The sequence below is a fragment of the Micromonospora halotolerans genome (genome assembly GCF_032108445.1).
Lineage (GTDB): Bacteria > Actinomycetota > Actinomycetes > Mycobacteriales > Micromonosporaceae > Micromonospora > Micromonospora halotolerans.
On sequence record NZ_CP134876.1, the window covers coordinates 631,171 to 647,993 of the forward strand.

At 76.1% G+C, this 16,823-nt stretch carries 18 protein-coding genes and 5 tRNA genes; 10 read left to right on the forward strand and 13 right to left on the reverse strand.

Annotated features, from left to right (window positions below):
* Positions 1–277: 277 nt before the first annotated feature.
* Positions 278–352 (reverse strand) — tRNA-Val (locus RMN56_RS02830).
* 52 nt (positions 353–404) lie between these two features.
* Positions 405–477: transfer RNA gene (locus RMN56_RS02835), tRNA-Gly, on the reverse strand.
* A gap of 185 nt (positions 478–662) precedes the next feature.
* On the opposite strand from RMN56_RS02835, the gene RMN56_RS02840 reads away from it, so the two are divergent.
* A complete protein-coding gene (locus RMN56_RS02840; protein WP_262284413.1) occupies positions 663–905 on the forward strand; it encodes a DUF6458 family protein in 243 nt (80 codons plus the stop codon).
* Positions 906–987: 82 nt separating this feature from the next.
* On the opposite strand, the gene RMN56_RS02845 is transcribed toward RMN56_RS02840, so the two are convergent.
* Entirely contained in the window at positions 988–1,803 is an 816-nt protein-coding gene (locus RMN56_RS02845) for an isocitrate lyase/PEP mutase family protein (RefSeq protein ID WP_313722297.1), read from the reverse strand.
* A 70-nt stretch (positions 1,804–1,873) separates the two neighbouring features.
* Between RMN56_RS02845 and RMN56_RS02850 the strand changes: the two genes are divergently transcribed.
* Positions 1,874–2,854, forward strand: a complete 981-nt coding sequence (locus RMN56_RS02850) for an ArsR/SmtB family transcription factor (protein WP_313722298.1) — start codon at positions 1,874–1,876, stop codon at positions 2,852–2,854.
* 49 nt (positions 2,855–2,903) lie between these two features.
* Here RMN56_RS02850 and RMN56_RS02855 read toward each other — a convergent pair.
* The 3 genes from RMN56_RS02855 to RMN56_RS02865 all read right to left on the reverse strand — a co-directional run bounded on the left by RMN56_RS02855 (position 2,904) and on the right by RMN56_RS02865 (position 3,169).
* Positions 2,904–2,978, reverse strand: a tRNA-Val gene (locus tag RMN56_RS02855).
* Between the two features lie 13 nt (positions 2,979–2,991).
* Positions 2,992–3,062: transfer RNA gene (locus tag RMN56_RS02860), tRNA-Cys, on the reverse strand.
* A gap of 34 nt (positions 3,063–3,096) precedes the next feature.
* Positions 3,097–3,169, reverse strand: a tRNA-Gly gene (locus RMN56_RS02865).
* A gap of 272 nt (positions 3,170–3,441) precedes the next feature.
* On the opposite strand from RMN56_RS02865, the gene RMN56_RS02870 reads away from it, so the two are divergent.
* On the forward strand, positions 3,442–4,044 hold the full coding sequence (locus RMN56_RS02870; protein WP_151462959.1) for a TetR/AcrR family transcriptional regulator: 603 nt from the start codon (positions 3,442–3,444) through the stop codon (positions 4,042–4,044).
* Here the strand turns inward: RMN56_RS02870 and RMN56_RS02875 are convergent.
* Together RMN56_RS02875 and RMN56_RS02880 are read right to left on the reverse strand one after the other, a co-directional pair.
* Positions 4,032–5,201: an alkane 1-monooxygenase gene (locus RMN56_RS02875; RefSeq protein ID WP_313722299.1), complete on the reverse strand. Its 1,170-nt coding sequence runs from the start codon at positions 5,199–5,201 to the stop codon at positions 4,032–4,034. The two genes, RMN56_RS02870 and RMN56_RS02875, sit on opposite strands and share 13 nt — an antisense overlap.
* Positions 5,202–5,286: 85 nt before the next feature.
* Positions 5,287–6,102: a hypothetical protein gene (locus tag RMN56_RS02880; protein ID WP_313722300.1), complete on the reverse strand. Its 816-nt coding sequence runs from the start codon at positions 6,100–6,102 to the stop codon at positions 5,287–5,289.
* A gap of 196 nt (positions 6,103–6,298) precedes the next feature.
* Here RMN56_RS02880 and RMN56_RS02885 point away from each other — a divergent pair, with 196 nt between their 5' ends.
* The 4 genes from RMN56_RS02885 to RMN56_RS02900 all read left to right on the forward strand — a co-directional run bounded on the left by RMN56_RS02885 (position 6,299) and on the right by RMN56_RS02900 (position 9,960).
* Positions 6,299–6,967, forward strand: coding sequence for a class I SAM-dependent methyltransferase (locus RMN56_RS02885; RefSeq protein WP_313722301.1), 669 nt, complete (start codon positions 6,299–6,301; stop codon positions 6,965–6,967).
* 9 nt (positions 6,968–6,976) lie between these two features.
* Positions 6,977–8,140 carry a cytochrome P450 gene (locus tag RMN56_RS02890; protein WP_376787267.1) on the forward strand — a complete coding sequence of 388 codons (1,164 nt, stop codon included), beginning with the start codon at positions 6,977–6,979 and terminating at the stop codon, positions 8,138–8,140.
* Positions 8,141–8,209: 69 nt separating this feature from the next.
* The gene (locus tag RMN56_RS02895) at positions 8,210–9,142 is read left to right on the forward strand and encodes an ABC transporter ATP-binding protein (RefSeq protein ID WP_313722302.1); all 933 of its coding nucleotides are present in this window, start codon (positions 8,210–8,212) and stop codon (positions 9,140–9,142) included.
* Positions 9,139–9,960 carry an ABC transporter permease gene (locus RMN56_RS02900; RefSeq protein WP_313722303.1) on the forward strand — a complete coding sequence of 274 codons (822 nt, stop codon included), beginning with the start codon at positions 9,139–9,141 and terminating at the stop codon, positions 9,958–9,960. Before RMN56_RS02895 ends, RMN56_RS02900 begins: the two co-directional genes overlap by 4 nt.
* Before the next feature lie 15 nt (positions 9,961–9,975).
* Here the strand turns inward: RMN56_RS02900 and RMN56_RS02905 are convergent, their stop codons facing one another.
* The 4 genes from RMN56_RS02905 to RMN56_RS02920 are packed head-to-tail and all read right to left on the reverse strand — an operon-like array spanning position 9,976 to position 14,299.
* Positions 9,976–10,653 (reverse strand): response regulator, encoded by a 678-nt coding sequence (locus RMN56_RS02905; protein ID WP_313722304.1) that lies wholly within the window; start codon positions 10,651–10,653, stop codon positions 9,976–9,978.
* On the reverse strand, positions 10,650–12,377 hold the full coding sequence (locus tag RMN56_RS02910) for a sensor histidine kinase (RefSeq protein WP_313722305.1): 1,728 nt from the start codon (positions 12,375–12,377) through the stop codon (positions 10,650–10,652). The genes RMN56_RS02905 and RMN56_RS02910 overlap by 4 nt, the downstream gene beginning before the upstream one ends.
* Positions 12,378–12,431: 54 nt before the next feature.
* Positions 12,432–13,166 carry a dethiobiotin synthase gene (gene bioD, locus RMN56_RS02915; protein ID WP_313722306.1) on the reverse strand — a complete coding sequence of 245 codons (735 nt, stop codon included), beginning with the start codon at positions 13,164–13,166 and terminating at the stop codon, positions 12,432–12,434.
* Positions 13,163–14,299 (reverse strand): 8-amino-7-oxononanoate synthase, encoded by a 1,137-nt coding sequence (locus RMN56_RS02920; RefSeq protein WP_313722307.1) that lies wholly within the window; start codon positions 14,297–14,299, stop codon positions 13,163–13,165. The genes bioD and RMN56_RS02920 overlap by 4 nt, the downstream gene beginning before the upstream one ends.
* Positions 14,300–14,466: 167 nt before the next feature.
* Between RMN56_RS02920 and bioB the strand changes: the two genes are divergently transcribed.
* The 3 genes from bioB to RMN56_RS02935 are packed head-to-tail and all read left to right on the forward strand — an operon-like array spanning position 14,467 to position 16,245.
* The gene (gene bioB / locus RMN56_RS02925) at positions 14,467–15,462 is read left to right on the forward strand and encodes a biotin synthase BioB (RefSeq protein ID WP_091269293.1); all 996 of its coding nucleotides are present in this window, start codon (positions 14,467–14,469) and stop codon (positions 15,460–15,462) included.
* 7 nt (positions 15,463–15,469) lie between these two features.
* Positions 15,470–15,736 carry a biotin synthase auxiliary protein BsaP gene (bsaP, locus tag RMN56_RS02930; RefSeq protein WP_313724920.1) on the forward strand — a complete coding sequence of 89 codons (267 nt, stop codon included), beginning with the start codon at positions 15,470–15,472 and terminating at the stop codon, positions 15,734–15,736.
* 2 nt (positions 15,737–15,738) lie between these two features.
* Positions 15,739–16,245 carry a GNAT family N-acetyltransferase gene (locus RMN56_RS02935; RefSeq protein WP_313722308.1) on the forward strand — a complete coding sequence of 169 codons (507 nt, stop codon included), beginning with the start codon at positions 15,739–15,741 and terminating at the stop codon, positions 16,243–16,245.
* 20 nt (positions 16,246–16,265) lie between these two features.
* Here the strand turns inward: RMN56_RS02935 and RMN56_RS02940 are convergent, their stop codons facing one another.
* Positions 16,266–16,790, reverse strand: coding sequence for a GNAT family N-acetyltransferase (locus tag RMN56_RS02940; protein WP_313722309.1), 525 nt, complete (start codon positions 16,788–16,790; stop codon positions 16,266–16,268).
* Positions 16,791–16,823 lie beyond the last annotated feature (33 nt).

The following is a 16,823-nucleotide window of genomic DNA, read 5'->3' on the forward strand; positions in this document are numbered from 1 at the left end:
GGCCGAGCGACCGATGTGGCCAGTGGCCGGCGACCCGGCGGACCGCGGGCGGCGGCGACCGGCGGCGCGATCCGCCCGATGTCGGCGGTCGATGGCACGATGGCCACCACCGCCCGTACCCCTCGGAGCCAGACGTGATCCTCGTTCGACGTCCCCGTGCGGCGCCGGCCGCCGCGAGGACAGCCGGCGCGTGACCGGGGATCCGGCCGCCCCGGGTGCGCAAGGGAGAAGGCCCGCCACCGCGTGCGGTGACGAGCCTTCGTGCTGTTCGGACAGCTGGTGGGCGATACTGGGTTTGAACCAGTGACCTCTTCCGTGTCAAGGAAGCGCGCTCCCACTGCGCCAATCGCCCGGGCACCCGCCGGATCACCGGCGACGGTCGGCCCGCGAGGGGGCGGATCGCGAGCGGACGACGGGATTCGAACCCGCGACCCTCACCTTGGCAAGGTGATGCGCTACCAGCTGCGCTACGTCCGCGTTGTCACCGGCTCGCGCCGGCGACGGCTGCAACTGTACCCGATGACAAGATCGCCGCGCGGCAGGGCCCCGGCGCGCCCCGGGTCGACGATCGGGTGACCGCCGTCACGGCCTGGTGGTTGCGCCGCTCGTCGCGGGGGTACTGACTGCTGCGACAGCACAACAATCCCCTGAAGGAGGCTGTCGTGGGTATCGGAACGAGCATCTTCCTGATCGCGGTCGGCGCGATCCTCACGTTCGCGCTGAACGCCAGCGTCGGCGGGGTCGACCTGGACGTCGTCGGCTGGATCCTCATGGCGGCCGGCGTCCTGGGTCTGATCATGACGTCCCTGGTGTGGGGCCGTCGCCGCCGCGAGGTGGTCACCACGGCCGAGCCGGTCGAGTACCGCCGGGTCGAGGAGCGCCGGGACGTCGCCCCGCCGCTGTGACCCGCCGGGGCCGACGGAGCTGATCTGTCCCTGATCGGGTGTGACGGGGGCGCCGCCGTGCGCCCCCGTTCCGCGTACCCGGTCAGCGCATCAGCTCGTTCAGCGTGCCGTAGTCGAGCGCGTCGGCCAGCGCGCCGTACGTCCCGGCGGTGAACGCCTCCTCGGCGGCTCGCCGGGCCACCGCGTACGCGGCCTCGGCGACCGCGGAACCGAGGCTGACCCGGGCCACCCCGAGCTTCGCCAGCGCCGCCACCGGCGGGGCGCCCGGCCCGGCCAGCACGTTCAGCGGCGCCGGGATGGCGGCGACCAGCGCGGCCACCGTGTCCGGGTCGACCACCCCGGGCACGAAGATCCCGTCCGCGCCGGCGGCCAGGTACGCCCCGGCCCGCGCCACGGTCTCCTCGATCCCGCCGGCCCCGCGGAGGAAGGTGTCGACGCGCGCGTTGACATACAGCGGGATGCCGGCCCGGTCGGCGGCGGACCGGACGGCGGCCAGCCGGGCGGCCTGCTCCTCGACCGGGCGCAGTGGCGCACCGCCGTCGTGGCGGGCGTCCTCGACGTTCACCCCGACGGCGCCGGCCGACAGCACCGCGGTCACCGTCTCGGCGACCTCGTCGGCGCTGTCGCCGTACCCGGACTCGATGTCGGCGGTGACCGGCAGCGGCACCGCGGCGGCGACGCGGCGGACGACGTCGACGGCGGTCTCGCGGCCGAGGGCGTCGCCGTCGGGTACGCCGCGGCTCCAGGCGACGCCCGCGCTCGTGGTGGCCACGGCGCGGGCGCCGGCCGCGGCGACGATCCGGGCGCTCGCCGCGTCCCAGGCGTTGACCAGGACCAGCGGCTCGCCGGGGACGTGCAGGGATCGGAGGTGCAGGGCTCGGGTGTGCTGTTCGTTCACCCGCCCAGTCTCGGGCGGCGGCGCCGGCCGTCGTAATGTTTCAGTCCTGGCTGAAACGACGGGGGGCGGCGTGGTCGCGATCGGGCTGTCGGCGGGCGGGGTGGCCCGGGTCCGCTTCGCGCTCTCCTGCCTCTGGGAGGTGATGGCCGGCGTCCGGGTGCTCCGCGACCCGGGCCGGCACGCGCTCCACCTGCCCTGGGCCAACCGGGTCCGGCCGCGGCTCGCCGAGGCGGGGCTGCTCGACCCGGACACCGGCCTGCTCGGGCACCTGGTCCCGCCCGCGCCGGGCTACCTGCCGGACTTCCTCACCCCGCCGCCGGCCGGCCTCACGCCGGACCTGGACCAGGAACTGGCCGTGCTCCGCGCCACCCCGTCGGACACGGTCCGCGCCCAGCTCGACCTCTGTCCCGGGCCGCGGCCCGCGGCGGTGGCCGCCCTGTACGCCGACCCGGAGGCCGGGCTGCGCCGGCTCGCCGACGAGATCGCGGCGTACTGGCGGGTGGCCGTGGCCCGCGACTGGCCCCGGATCCGGGCGGTCCTCGACGCCGAGGTGTTCCACCGGGCCCGCCGGCTGGCCGAGGACGGCGCGGCGGGGCTCCTCAACGACCTGCACGAGCGGGTCCGCTGGGAGGGTGACGCCCTGCTGATCAGCCAGCGCCACTGCGCCGCGCCGGACGTGCCGGACGGCCGCGGGCTGGTTCTGGTGCCCTCGGTGTTCGTCTGGCCGTCGGTGCTCAGCATCGCGGCCGGCGACGTCCCGCAGCTGGCCTACCCGGCGCGGGGGATCGGTGGGCTGTGGGAGTGCCCGGCGGAGGCGCCGGACGCGCTGGGCGCGGTGCTCGGGCGGGGCCGGGCGCGGCTGCTCGCCGCCCTGGACGCGCCGCGGTCGACCACCGAGCTGGCCCGGTGCACCGGGCTGTCCCCGGCCGGGGTGTCGCAGCATCTCACCGCGTTGCGGGCGGCCGGCCTGGTGGTGACGCACCGGCAGGGGCGGTCGCTGCTGAGCAGCCGGACGGCCGTGGCGGAGGCGCTGCTGGGCGCCTCGGCGTGACGGAGAAACAGGAAAGGCCGTGTCGAATGATCGACACGACCTTTTCCGCTGGTGGGCGATACTGGGTTTGAACCAGTGACCTCTTCCGTGTCAAGGAAGCGCGCTCCCACTGCGCCAATCGCCCTCGTCAACTGCCGAGGTGGAGACGGGATTTGAACCCGTGTACACGGCTTTGCAGGCCGTTGCCTCGCCTCTCGGCCACTCCACCGAGGTTGCCCCCGACATGCGTGGCGGCAGCTCCGAGCGGACGACGGGATTCGAACCCGCGACCCTCACCTTGGCAAGGTGATGCGCTACCAGCTGCGCTACGTCCGCGTGCCCCCGGTGTTATCCGGTGACGGATGAGAACTTTAGCCGAGCCCGGGAACGGTTGCCAAATCGGGTCCCGCTTCCGGGCGCGTCCGGGTGACGGAGTTCCGGCCGCCCGAAGCTTCCTAGGAGCCTGGGTGGAAGACGATCAAGCGTGGTGCAGGGCGCGGACCTGGGGATTGTCGCCCCGGACGCACTGTCCGGAAGCCGACTGTCGGGCGCCCGACCAGCCGCCTCGGTAACTCCTCGTGGTCACTCGGATGGGCTACGGTAACGGCGTGACGAGACGTGCCGCCGAGATCCGCCTGGACGCGCTGCTGCGCACGGCCTGTGAGGTGATCGCGGAACGGGGACTCGCCAACACCCGCACGGCTGACGTGGCCGAGGCCGCCGGGGTCAGCCAGGCCCTGGTCTTCTACCACTTCGCCACGAAGGACCGGCTGCTCGCGCAGGCGTTCGCCTACGCCGTCGAGCAGGATCTCAACCGGCTCGACACGGTGATCCGCTCCAGCGCCCCGCCGCTGGCCAAGCTGCGCCGGATGCTCCGCCTCTACGCCCCGACCGGCCGGTCGACCTCCTGGTCCATGTGGATCGACGGGTGGGCCGAGTCGCTGCGCACCCCCGAGCTGGAGAAGCTGTCGCGCCGGCTGGACCTGCGGTGGCGGCGGGACCTGGCCGCGGTCATCGCCGACGGGGTGGCCGACGGCACCTTCGACTGCCCCGACCCGGCCGGCGCGGCGTGGCGGATCAGCGCCGTGATGGACGGCCTGGCCGTGCAGCTCGCGGTGCACGAGCGGGTGATCACCCGCCGGCAGATCGCCGAGTGGGTCCGCCTCGTCGCGGCGCGGGAGCTGGGCCTGGAGCCGGCTCAACTGGACTGAACGGGCCGGGCGCGGGCGGTGTCGCGCCGCCGCAGCCGGTCCCGGGCCGGCGGATGCACGTTGGCCAGCTCCGGGTCACCGCCGTAGTGGGCGAGCACCCGGTGGTCCATGACCCGCCGCCAGACCGGCGGCAGCAGCGCGGCGACGACCATGGTGGCGTAGCCGGCCGGCAACTGCGGGGAGGCGTCGAAGCTGCGCAGCGTCTGGTAGCGGCGCAGCGGGTTGGCGTGGTGGTCGCTGTGTCGCTGGAGCTGGAAGAGGAAGACGTTGGTGACCGTCCGGTCGCTGTTCCAGCTGTGCCGGGGATCGACCTTCTCGTAGCGGCCGGCGGCGGTGCGCTGCCGGGCCAGCCCGTAGTGCTCCAGGTAGTTGACCACCTCCAGCAGCGAGAAGCCGACCACCGCCTGGAGCGCGAGGAAGACCAGCACCCCGGGGCCGAAGGCGACCGCGAGCACGGCGTAGAGCAGCACGGTCATCGCCCAGGCGTTGAGCACGTCGTTGCGCCAGGTCCACGGGCTGCGGCCCCGCAGGCGCAGGCGGCTGCTCTCCAGCCGCCAGGCCGAGCGCAGGCTGCCCCAGACCGTACGCGGCCAGAACGCCCAGAACGTCTCGCCCAGCCGGGAGCTGGCCGGGTCCTCGGGGGTGGCCACCCGGGTGTGGTGCCCCCGGTTGTGCTCGACGTGGAAGTGCCCGTACCCGGCCGGCGCGAGGGCGATCCGGGACAGCCAGCGTTCCGCCGCCTCCCGCTTGTGGCCCAGCTCGTGGGCCGTGTTGATGGCGATGCCGTCGACCACCCCGATGGTGGCGACCAGGCCCGCGGCGGCCGCCCAGGACAGCCCGCCGTGGGTCCACACGGCGCAGCAGAGCACCAGGGCCGCGTACTGGGCCGGCAGGTAGAGGTAGGTGAGCCAGCGGTAGTAGCCGTCGGCCTGGAGCGCCGGCACCAGCTCCTCCGGCGGGTTCTCCCGGTCGTCGCCGATGAGCAGGTCGACCACGGGGATGACGCCGAAGACGACGGCCGGGGTGAGCCACCAGGCCCAGCCGGCGCCGGTCGCGTGCCAGACCCACCAGCCGAGGAAGGGCAGCGCGGGCACGAGCAGGGCGAGCGGCCAGAGCGGCTTGCGGGTGTCCCGCCAGGGGACGGTGTCGGTGCCCATCGTCAGCCTCCGATCCGTGAACTCCTGCCCAGACTGTGGCAGCGGTCACGCCGTTTTATAAGAGGCAGACTTTTGTAAAGTGCGATTACCAGCCCCCGCGGGCGGGCCGCTCGAACTGCGGCGCCTCGCGGGCGGGGCGCAGCAGGCGCCGCATCCGCAGCAGCAGGCCCGCGCCGAGGAAGACCAGCAGCCCGCCGAGCAGGAAGGCGACCTGGACCACGCCGAAGCCGCCCGAGGTGGCGACCGGCCGGCCCGCCGCGCCGGGCGGCGGGGGCTCGACCACCGCCGCCTCGCTCGACGGCTCCTCCGCCGCCGGCTCCCCGGTGGCCGGGTCGGTCGGCTCGGCGCTGCGCTCCGTGGGCTCCGGCGTCGCCTCGGTCGGTGCGACCGTCGCCTCCTCCCCCACCACCGGGCGGTCGGCGGTCCGCCGGGCCAGCAGGCGCAACCCCGGGTCGTACGCCTCGGCGGCGAAGCTCACCTGCCCCCGGGCCACGTCCTCGGCGAAGGCCACCCGGTAGCGGGCCGTGACGGTGCGGCCCGGGCACAGCAGCCCCGGGTCCAGGTCACGGTCGGTCAGCCGGGCCGTGTCCCCGTCGGTGCGGATCTCCAGCGGGAACGAGCCGTTGTCCTCGACGCGGTCCACCTTGACCTGGTCCAGCCGCAGGCCCTGCACCCGCAGCAGCATCGACCAGCGCACCTTGACGCAGCCGCCCCCGTCGATGCGGGACACCACGGCGGACAGGGTCTCCACCCGGTCGCCGGCGGTGAACTCGTCCGGCAGGCCGCTCAGCTCGGTCGAGAAGGCCGCCGCCGCTCCGGCCGGCGCGGCCGCGCCGAGCCCGGCCCCCGCCAGGCAGCCCAGCACCACCCCGATCCGCAGCGCGTACCGCCACCCGCTCACCACCGTCTCCTCCCGTCGGCCGCGTCCACCCCGAAACGCTAGGAGCGCCACGGGCGACCCGGTAGACGGGCGTGTTCGCACGCACCGCCAACACCGGGGGCCCTTCTCACCGAGCGTGGTGAACCGGTCACGCCGCCGCGGCGACACGCCCGGGATCGCCCGCCGGCCGCCTCCGGGCGTACGACAGAATCACCCGGTGTCCGACCTGTCCGCGGCCTTCGTCCGGCTGCACGCCCGGCTCACCCCGGTCGCCTTCGTCCCGGAGGTGCGGCTGCACCAGGCCGACGAGCCGATCGGCCTCTGGGAGCTGACCGAGGGCGAGTTCCACAGCGCCCAACCGCCGCCGTTCTGGGCGTTCGCCTGGGCCGGCGGCCAGGCCCTCGCCCGCTACGTCACCGACCACCCCGACCTGGTCGCCGGCCGGCGGGTGCTCGACCTCGCCTCCGGCTCCGGCCTGGTCGCCATCGCCGCCGCCCGGTGCGGCGCGGCCGCCGTCCGGGCCGTCGAGGTGGACGAGCGGGCCGTCGCGGCCGTCGCGCTCAACGCCGAGGCCAACGGGGTACGCGTCGACGCCGAACTCGGGGACATCCTGGACGGCGACGCCGGGGACGCCGAGGTGGTGCTGGCCGGCGACGTGTTCTACAGCGAGGCGATGGCCCGGCGGGTGCTGCGCTTCCTGCTCCGGGCGGCCCGGTCCGGGGCCCGGGTGCTGGTCGGCGACCCCGGCCGGGCGTTCCTGCCCCGCGAACGCTTCCACGAGCTGGCCGCCTACGAGGTGCCGGTGCCCGAGGCGCTGGAGAGCGTACGGGTGAAGCACACCACCGTGTGGGAGCTGGACCCGGCTCCGCCGGGAGCCGCCCGCTAGCGTGGCGCCGTGCTGTTCCGGGGCTGGGGCGAGTCCGTCGACGGACCGTGGCCCGACGCGGCCACCGTGGTCGACCACGTCGGCGTGCCGCACCTCGTGGTGACCCGGCACGCCCTGGTCCGGCGGCTGCTCACCGACCCGGCGACGTTCCGGCCGGACAACGCCCTCGACGCGGTGACCCCGATCCCGGTGTCCGCGCTGCGGGTGCTCGCCGGGCACCGGTTCCGGCTGCCCCCGACGCTCGCGAACAACGCGGCGGCCAGCCACCCGGAGATCCGCGCGATCGTCGCCGACGCGCTGCACCCCGACCGGGTGGCCGCCCAGCAGCCCTGGCTGACCGGCCTGGTGCGGGAGCGGGTCACCCGGCTGGCGGCCGCCCTCGCCGCGAGCGGGCCGGTCGACCTGTACGCCGAACTCGCCGCCGACCTGCCGCTGCTGGTGCTGGCCCGGCTGGTCGAGCTGCCGGACGCCCCGGTCGGCGCGGTCAAGGACTTCGCCCGGGCCGCCCTGGAACTGTTCTGGGCGCCGCTCGACTCCGCGCGCCAGCTCGCCCTCGCCGCCGAGGTGGGCCGGTTCCACACGGTGCTCCGCGCGTTCGCCGCCACCGGGGGCGGGCTGGCCGCCCGGCTGCGCGACGCCGGGCACTCCCCCGACGTGGTGGTCGGCGCGCTCTTCTTCCTGCTGGTCGCCGGCCAGGAGACCACCTCCCAGTTCCTCACCCTGCTGCTGCACCGGCTGGCCGGCGAACCGGCGGTGCGGGCCGGCCTGCGCGCGGGCGAGGTCGCGGTGGCCGACGTGGTCGAGGAGGGGCTGCGGCTGGAACCGCCGATCGTCACCTGGCGGCGGGTGGCCGCGGTGGACACCACCCTGGGCGAGGTCGCCGTGCCGGCGGGCACCAGCATCGTGGCCTGGCTGGCCCGGGCCGGCCGGGACCCGGCCGTGGTGGCCGCCCCCGGCGAGTTCCGGCCGGGGCAGCGGGGCTCCCGCCGGCACCTGGCCTTCGGGGCGGGCCCGCACCGGTGCGTCGGGGCGCAGCTGGCCCGGATGGAGGCGGCCGTGGTGGTGGCCGAGGCGGCGCGGCTGCTCGACGGGGTGACCGTGGTCCGGCCGCCGTGGTGCCCCGACAATCTCACCTTCCGGATGCCCGACGCGTTCGTGGTCCGCCGGACCTGACGAAAGTCAGGGTGGGGCGGTGCCGTTCGGTGGCGGTGCGCCACCCGCTCCGCTGCCTACCGTCGGCGCATGATCACACTTCGTGCGTTGACGAAACGGTTCGGCGCGGCCACCGCGGTCGACGACCTGACCGTCGAGATAGGACCGGGGCAGGTGACCGGCTTCCTCGGCCCGAACGGCGCGGGCAAGTCCACCACCATGCGGATGGTGCTCGGGCTGGACCGGCCGACCGCCGGGCAGGCCCTGGTGAACGGCCGCCCCTACCGGCAGTTGCGGTACCCGCTCCACGAGGTCGGCGCGCTGCTCGACGCCACCGGCGTGCACCCGGCCCGCTCCGGGCGGGCGCACCTGCGGGCGATGGCCCGCAGCAACGGCATCCCGGCGCGCCGGGTGGACGAGGTACTCGACCTCGTCGGGCTGGACGAGCGCGCCGCCGACAAGCCGGGACGCGCCCTGTCGCTGGGCATGGGCCAGCGGCTCGGCATCGCCGGGGCGCTGCTCGGCGACCCGCCGGTGCTGCTGCTCGACGAGCCGGTGAACGGGCTCGACCCCGACGGGGTGCGGTGGATCCGCCGGTTCACCCGCGGCCTCGCCGACGAGGGGCGGACCGTGCTCATCTCCAGCCACCTCATGAGCGAGATGCAGCAGACCGCCGACCGGGTGGTGGTGCTCGGGCGGGGCCGACTCGTCGCCGACGCGCCGCTCGCCGACCTGATCGCCGCCCGCCCGGCCAGCTCCGTCCGGGTACGCGGACCCGAGTCGGCCGGCCTGGCGACGCTCGGGGCGCGGCTGGCCGCCGAGGGCGCGACGGTCAGCCCGGACGACGGCGGGCTGACCGTCACCGGCGTCCCGGCCGGCCGGGTCGGTGACCTCGCGTACGAGCTGAGGGTGCGGCTGCACGAGCTGACCCCGGTGGCCGCCTCCCTGGAGGAGGCGTTCCTGGAACTGACCGCCGGCAGCGTGGAGTTCGCGGCCGGCCCGACCGGAGGCGAGATCCGATGACCGCCCTGTCCACCGTCACCCCGACCCGCCCGGCGTCCCGGCCCGCCCCGACCAGCGGCCCCTTCACCGGGGCGGTGGCCGCCGAGTGGACCAAGCTCTGGTCGGTCCGCTCCACCTGGTGGACGCTGCTGGCCGCCGTGCTCACCATGGCGGCCACCGCCGGCCAGCTCGCCATCTACGCGGTGAACGCGAACACCGACGACGACCCGACCGTGAACCCGGGGATCGTCGGCGTCGGCGAGATCGTCACCGGCGCGCTGGAACTCACCCAGTACGTCGTACTGGCCCTCGGCCTCTTCGCGATCACCAGCGAGTACGCCACCGGCACCATCCGGACGACGCTGCGCTGCACCCCGTCGCGGGGACGGGTGCTGGCGGCCAAGGCGGTCGTGGTGGGCGGCGTGACGTTCCTGACCGGGCTGCTCATCGGGGCGGTCGGCGCGGCCGTCGCCTGGCCGGTGCTCGGCGAGTGGGGCCGGGCCCCGCTCGGCGGCACCGTGGCCGACGTGGTCGCCTCGGCCGCGTACCTGGCGCTGCTGGGCGTGCTGGCGCTGGGCCTGGCGGCGGCGCTGCGCGGCGCGGTGCTCACCCTGACCGTGCTGTTCGCGCTGCTGATGATCGTGCCGCTGTCCCTCCAGGAGCCGGGGATCACCGTGCTCACCCGGATCGCCGACGCGTTCCCCGGTGTGGCCGGCAACCACTTCCTCGCCGGGGACACCGAGCCGTACCCGGCGGCGGTCGGGCTGCTGGTGCTCGCCGGCTGGGCCGTCGCCGCGCTGGCGCTGGGCCGCTGGGCGCTGCGCCGCCGGGACGCCTGAGCGGGGCGGGGCTGGTCAGCCGGTGGGCGGGACCAGCCCCGCCTCGTACGCGAGGATCGCCGCCTGCACCCGGTTGCGCACGTCCAGCCGGGTGAAGATGCTGGTCAGGTAGCTCTTCACGGTGCCCTCCACGAGGTGCAGCCGGCGGGCGATCTCGGCGTTGGACAGCCCCGCCCCGACCAGGGCGAGCACCTCCCGCTCCCGGTCGGTGAGCCCGGCCAGCCGGTCCCGCGCGTACGGGCCGCGGGCCAGCCGGCCGCTGCTGAGCGCGATGACCCGGCGCGCCACCCGCGGCGACAGGTACGCGCCGCCGTCGGCCACCGCCCGCAGGCCGGCGAGCAGTTCCCGCGGGTCGCCGGACTTGAGCAGGAATCCACTCGCACCGTGACCGAGCGCCCGGGCGATCAGGTCGTCGTCGCCGAACGTGGTGAGCATGACCGTGGCGGTCTCCGGCACCAGCCGCCGGATCTCCGCCGCCGCGGCCAGCCCGTCCTGCCGGGGCATCCGGATGTCCAGCAGCGCCACCCGGGGCCGGTGCGCCCGGACCAGTTCCACGGCCGCGTGACCGTCGCCCGCCTCGCCGACCACCTCGATGCCCGGGTCGGCGGCCAGGATGGCCCGCACCCCGGCGCGCACCATCGCCTCGTCGTCGGCGAGCACCACCCGCAGGGGGTGCCCGTGGTCGTCGTTCACTGCGCGATCCGCTCCTTGCTGACCAGCCGGCCGTCGGTGAAGCAGAGCCGCCAGGTCGGCTCCGCGAACGGGAAGTTCCCGTCGGTGTAGTACTCGCAGCCGGCGGTCGCGCCCTCGGCCGGCGGGTCGGCCCGCCGGCGGGGCAGCCCGAGGGCGTCCCGCTCCTCGCCGAGGCGCAGCCGCTCGTACCCGGACCGGTCGAGGACCGCGCCCGCCGTGGCGAGCGGGTAGTAGACCAGCGCGAGCACCAGGGCGAGGCCGGCCGGGGCGCCGAACGCCACCAGCAGGCTGCGGCGGGCCCGCCGCCGGGCCTCCCGCAGCCGCCGCGCCGCCTCCGCGGGCCGGCCGTCCGCGGTCCCACCGGGCCGGGGATCACCCGCGCCGCCGTCCTCGGGCCCGCCGGACCATGCCACGCTCCGGGCCGGGTCATCCGCCGGCCCGTCCTCGACCTGCCCACGGATCAGGCCGTCCCCGACCAGCACCCCGCTCGGCCCGTGACCGCCCGTTGCCCGGCTCGGTTGGTGACCGACCGGCGCCCGGGTCGGCTCGTGACCGACCGGCGCCCGGGTCGGCTCGTGACCGACCGGTGCCGGGGCGGTGATGATCGGCAGGCGGGCCGTGACGGCGAACCCGGCGTCGCGGGGGCCGGCGTCGAGCACGCCCCCGGCCAGGCGGACCCGCTCGCGCAGGGCGAGCAGCCCCGAGCCGTGCGACGCCGGCCCCGGCAGCGGTCCGGCCGGCGGCCGCCCGTTGACGACCGACACCGCCACCTCCCCGCCGGCCCGGTCGACGGTGACGGTCAGCGGGGCGCCCGGGGCGTAGCGGGCGGCGTTGGTCAGCGCCTCGCGGACCACCCGGTGCACGGCGTGCGCGACCAGCGGCGGCAGGTCCCCGCCGTCCGGGCCGGCGCGCAGCTCCACCGCCATCCCGGCGTCGCGGGCACCGTCGACCAGCTCCGCCACCGTCTCGCCGGCCGGCCGCAGCGACCCGGACCGCTCCTCCCGGAGCACGCCGATGATGTCGTGCAGCCGTTCGGTGGCGGCGGACACGCTGGCCCGCAGCTCCCCGGCCGCGCTCCGGTGGGCGGGCGGCAGGTCGGCGGCCAGTTCCAGCGCGGCGGCGCGCAGCGCGATGAGGCTCAGGTCGTGCCCCAGCGAGTCGTGCATGTCCTGCGCGATCCGGGCCCGCTCGCGCAGCCGTACCCGCTCCACGGCGGCCCGCCGCTCCCGCTCCTCGGCCTCGGCGTGCCGCTCCCCGGCCTCGGCGAGCGCCCGCTGCTGCCGGCGCAGCCGCCCGAGCAGCCAGGGGAAGACCCCGGCGAACAGCAGCACCGAGGCGAGCAGGAACCAGGTGCCCGGGTTGGTGCCGAACAGCCCGAGGTTGAGCGCGGTGCCGGCGACCGCGATGGCGCCGAAGACGGCGGCCACCCGGCCGGCGCCGGCGCTGCGCCGGCCGGCCAGGTAGCTGAACACCGGGATGCCGAAGACGAAGTTGCCGTCGACCAGCGAGCCGAGCACCACGGCCAGCAGCGCCGCGAGGGGCCAGCGGCGGCCGAACGCCACCGCGAGGCCGAGCAGCGCCAGCGAGGCGGCCAGCAGCGGCACGGCGTGGCGCGGCCAGGGCGGGGTCAGCCCGGCGTACGCCACCGGGGCGGCGAGAACGGCCCAGAGCAGCAGGTCACCGGCCCGGCGCCGGGCGGGCGGCAAGGTTCGCGGCGCTTCCACGGCGGCCAGGCTACCCACGGCCGGCCGGGTGGCACACCGACGAAAGTCAGGTGCTCAGCTGATCTCCTCGGCCCAGGCGCGCCAGTCGTCGAGCACGCCGTAGAGGGCCGGGGTGAGCCAGCCCGGTGCGGACCGGCGGAACACCCCCGGATCCATCCCGCCGGCGCCCATCGGCACCGCGCCCAGCAGGTTCGGTACCAGGTCGGACAGGTTGAGCCAGTGCACCAGCTCCGGTTCGCCCGGCCAGGCGCCGATCACCACGCCGGCCGGGACGGCCCGCCGTTCCAGCGCCTCCAGGGTGAGCGCCGTGTGGTTGAGGGTGCCCAGCCCGGCGCGGGCCACCACCACGGCCGGGGCGCCCAGCGACACGGCCAGGTCGGCCACCGTCCACGGCTCGCCCGACGGGCGCAGCCCCATGGGTACGAGCAGCCCGCCGGCCCCCTCGACGAGCACCAGGTCGTGCTTGTCGGTCTCCTCGCGGATGGCGTCGACCGCGGCGTAGAGCTCCAGCGGCTCCAGCTCGGCGACCCGGGCGGCGGCGAGCGGGGCGAGCGGGTCCGGGTAGCTGGCCAGGGTCCGGCCGGTGAGCGGGGCGGCCAGCCGGGTCACCGAGTCGACGTCGCCGGGCTCCCCGGTGGCCGTACCCGTCTGGCCGGGCTTGACCACCGCCACCCGCAGCCCGGCGGCCTGCGCGGCGGCGGCGATCGCCGCGGTCACCACGGTCTTGCCCACCTCGGTGTCCGTGCCGGTCACCAGCACCGGCCCGGTCCAGCCGTTGCCGTTGCTCATGGTGCACACTCCACGATCACGTCCAGCGCCCGTTCGAAGTCGGCCCGGTCGACCCCCGCGCTGATGGTCAGCCGGAGCCGGGACCGGCTGTCCGGGGTGGACGGCGGCCGGAAGCAGCCCACCGCGACGCCCCGGTCCCGGCAGTCGGCCGCCCAGGCGGTCGCCGCCTCCGGGCCGGGGGCGGTCACCGAGACCACCGCCCCGTCGGGCGCGGAGACCTCCAGGCCCGCCCCGCCCAGCCGGCGCACCGCGAGGGCGGCCCGCTCGGCCAGCTCGGCGCGCAGGCCGTCGCCGGAGCGGGCCAGCCGCACCGCGACGCGTACCCCGGCCACCACGGCGGGCGGTGGCGCGGTGTCGAAGATGAAGGTGCGGCCGGTCTCCACCAGGTGCCGGACGAACTCGGCCGGCCCGGCCACCACCCCGCCGGCGCCGCCGAGCGCCTTGGACAGGGTGGCGGTCACCACCACGTCCGGCTCGCCGGCCAGCCCGGCCGCGGCCACCCCGCCGGCGCCGGCCGGCCCGGTGACGCCGAGCCCGTGCGCGTCGTCGACCAGCAGCAGCGCGCCGTGCCGGCGGGCCACGGCGTGCAGCGCCGCGAGGGGGGCGAGGTCGCCGTCGACGGAGAACATCGACTCGGTCACCACGACGGCCGGGCGGCCCGGGGCGGCGGCCAGCGCGGCGGCCACCGCGTCGACGTCGGCGTGCGGAGTGACGATCGTCTCGGCGCCGGAGATCCGGCAGCCGTCGATCAGCGAAGCGTGGTTGTGGGCGTCGGAGACGAGCAGCGTACGCGGCTGCACCAGGCCCCGGACGGCGGCGAGGTTGGCCAGGTAGCCGGAGGAGAAGACCAGCGCCCGGTCGACGCCGAGCCAGCCGGCCAGATCGTCCTCGAGGGCGTGGTGCAGATCCGTGGAGCCGCGCACCAGCCGCGACCCGGTGGCGCCCAGCCCGTACGCCGACAGCGCCCGCCCGGCGGCGGCCGTGACCTCCGGGTGGGTGGCCAGGCCGAGGTAGTCGTTGCCGGCCAGGTCGACCACGGCGTCGGCGGCGGCGCGCGGGCGCAGGGTGCGGGTGAGCCCCGCCTTGGCCCGCAGCTCGGCGCGGCGGTCGAGGGCCGCCAGCCAGTCCGCCACCGTCACGTTCCTTCCCCAGACCCCGTCGCCCACCGGGCGCTTCCGCGGGGCGAAGTTACCACCCGGCCGGAGAGCCCCGGCGTGGCGCTGTCCGGCTCGCCGGGCCTGCTCGCGGGGCCCGACGCGGCCGTTTCCCGGGCTCGGGGCGGCCTTGTAGGGTACGAGCCATGCCAGAGATCCTCGACCAGGCCCGGACCCAGGTGCTGGAGAACGGCGTCGGCCTCGACGAGGCCGGTGTCCTCGCCGTGCTGAACCTGCCCGACGAGCACCTGCCCGCCGCCCTCCAGCTCGCCCACGAGGTGCGGATGCGCTGGTGCGGCCCGGAGGTCGAGGTCGAGGGCATCGTCTCGCTGAAGACCGGCGGCTGCCCGGAGGACTGCCACTTCTGCTCGCAGTCCGGCCTGTTCACCTCGCCGGTCCGCTCGGTCTGGCTGGACATCCCCGCGCTCGTCGAGGCCGCGAAGCAGACCGCGGCGACCGGGGCGACCGAGTTCTGCATCGTGGCCGCCGTGCGCGGCCCGGACGCGCGGCTCATGAAGCAGATGCGCGAGGGTGTGGCCGCCATCCGGGCGGAGGTGGACATCCAGGTCGCCGCCTCGCTCGGCATGCTCACCCAGGAGCAGGTCGACGAGCTGGTCGAGATGGGCGTGCACCGCTACAACCACAACCTGGAGACCTGCCGCTCCTACTTCCCGAACGTGGTCACCACGCACTCCTTCGAGGAGCGCTGGGAGACGTTGAAGATGGTCCGCGAGTCCGGCATGGAGGTCTGCTGCGGCGGCATCCTCGGCCTCGGCGAGACGGTGGAGCAGCGCGCCGAGTTCGCCGCGCAGCTCGCCGAGCTGGACCCGCACGAGGTGCCGCTGAACTTCCTGAACCCCCGCCCGGGCACCCCGCTCGCCGACCGCCCGGTGGTCGAGGGCAAGGACGCGCTGCGCGCCATCGCCGCGTTCCGGCTGGCCATGCCGCGCACCATCCTCCGCTACGCGGGCGGCCGGGAGCTGACCCTCGGCGACCTGGGCACCCGCGACGGCCTGCTCGGCGGCATCAACGCGGTGATCGTCGGCAACTACCTGACCACGCTGGGCCGGCCGGCGACCGCCGACCTGCAGCTGCTGGACGACCTGAAGATGCCGGTGAAGGCGCTCTCCGCCACCCTGTGAGGACGACGTGACCGAGCTTGTCGAGCCCGCCGCCGGCCCGCTTCGCCCCCGCGGCGCGGGACACCCGGGCGACCAGCGCGGGCCCGCCGCGGCGCCACGCTGGTGCGACCGCTGCGGCGAGTCCGTGGCGGCGGGCCCGCACGAGGCGTGCGCGGCGGCCCGGGCGCTGGAGCCGCCGCGCTGGTGCGCGCACTGCCGGCGGCGGATGAAGGTGCAGGTCGTGCCGACCGGCTGGTCGGCGGTCTGCGTCGAGCACGGCGAGATCCGGGGCTGACCGTGCTGCGGGGGCGGGCGGTGACGTTGCGGCCGGCGACCGACGCCGACGTGCCGGCCCTCGCGGCGATCCGGGCCGCCCCGGAGGTCCGCCACTGGTGGCGGGGCGGGGACGACCTGGCAGAGGCGGTCCGCGCCGACCTGGCCGACGGCGACCTCACCACCTACGCCGTCGAGCACGACGGCCGGCTGATCGGCGCCATCCAGTGGTACGCGGAGACCGACCCCGACTACCGCCACGCCAGCCTCGACATCTTCCTCGACCCGGCGGCCCGCGGCGCCGGCCTCGGCGGGGACGCCATCCGCACCCTGGTCCGGCACCTCGTCGACGAGTACGGCCACCACCGGTTCACCATCGACCCGGCGGCGGCCAACACCGCGGCGATCCGGGCGTACGCGAAGGTGGGGTTCCGGCCGGTCGGCATCATGCGCCGCTACGAGCGGGGCGCGGACGGCCGCTGGCACGACGCCCTGCTCATGGACCTGCTCGCCGACGAACTCGCCGACTGAGCCGGCCGGGATCGCCGCGTTCAGCGGGTCTGGATCCAGTAGCGCCGGAGCCGGCCCAGCTCGGTGTCCCGCACGTCTTCCAGCACGCCGCCGTGCCGCTCGATGGTCCGCGCCGACGCGGTGTTGTCGACGTCGCAGGTGACCAGGACGGGGTCGATGCCCCGCCGGGCCGCCTCGGCGAGCGTCTCGCCGAGCGCGAAGGTCGCCAGCCCGCGCCGGCGGGCCGCGGGCCGCACCCCGTAGCCGATGTGGCCGCCGGCCTGGAGCAGGAAGTCGTTGAGGCGCAGCCGCAGGGTGACGGCGCCCAGCACCTCGTCGCCCTCGACGATCCACCAGTAGAGCGCCGGGACCAGCCCCGCCGGCAGCCGGGACTCGTCCGTTCCGTCCTGGAGCTGGCGTACCCAGGTCGCGAAGCCCTCCGGCGAGTCGACGTCGTCGCTCGGCCTCAGTCCGCTGCCGTCCTGGTGGACGCCCCGCCCCCAATCGTCCCTGGCGGCCAGCCAGGACCGGTGCAGGCGGGTGGTCGGGGTGATCAGCTCCGGCATGCGGGCAGGCTAGCGGCGTGATCCGTGGCTCGG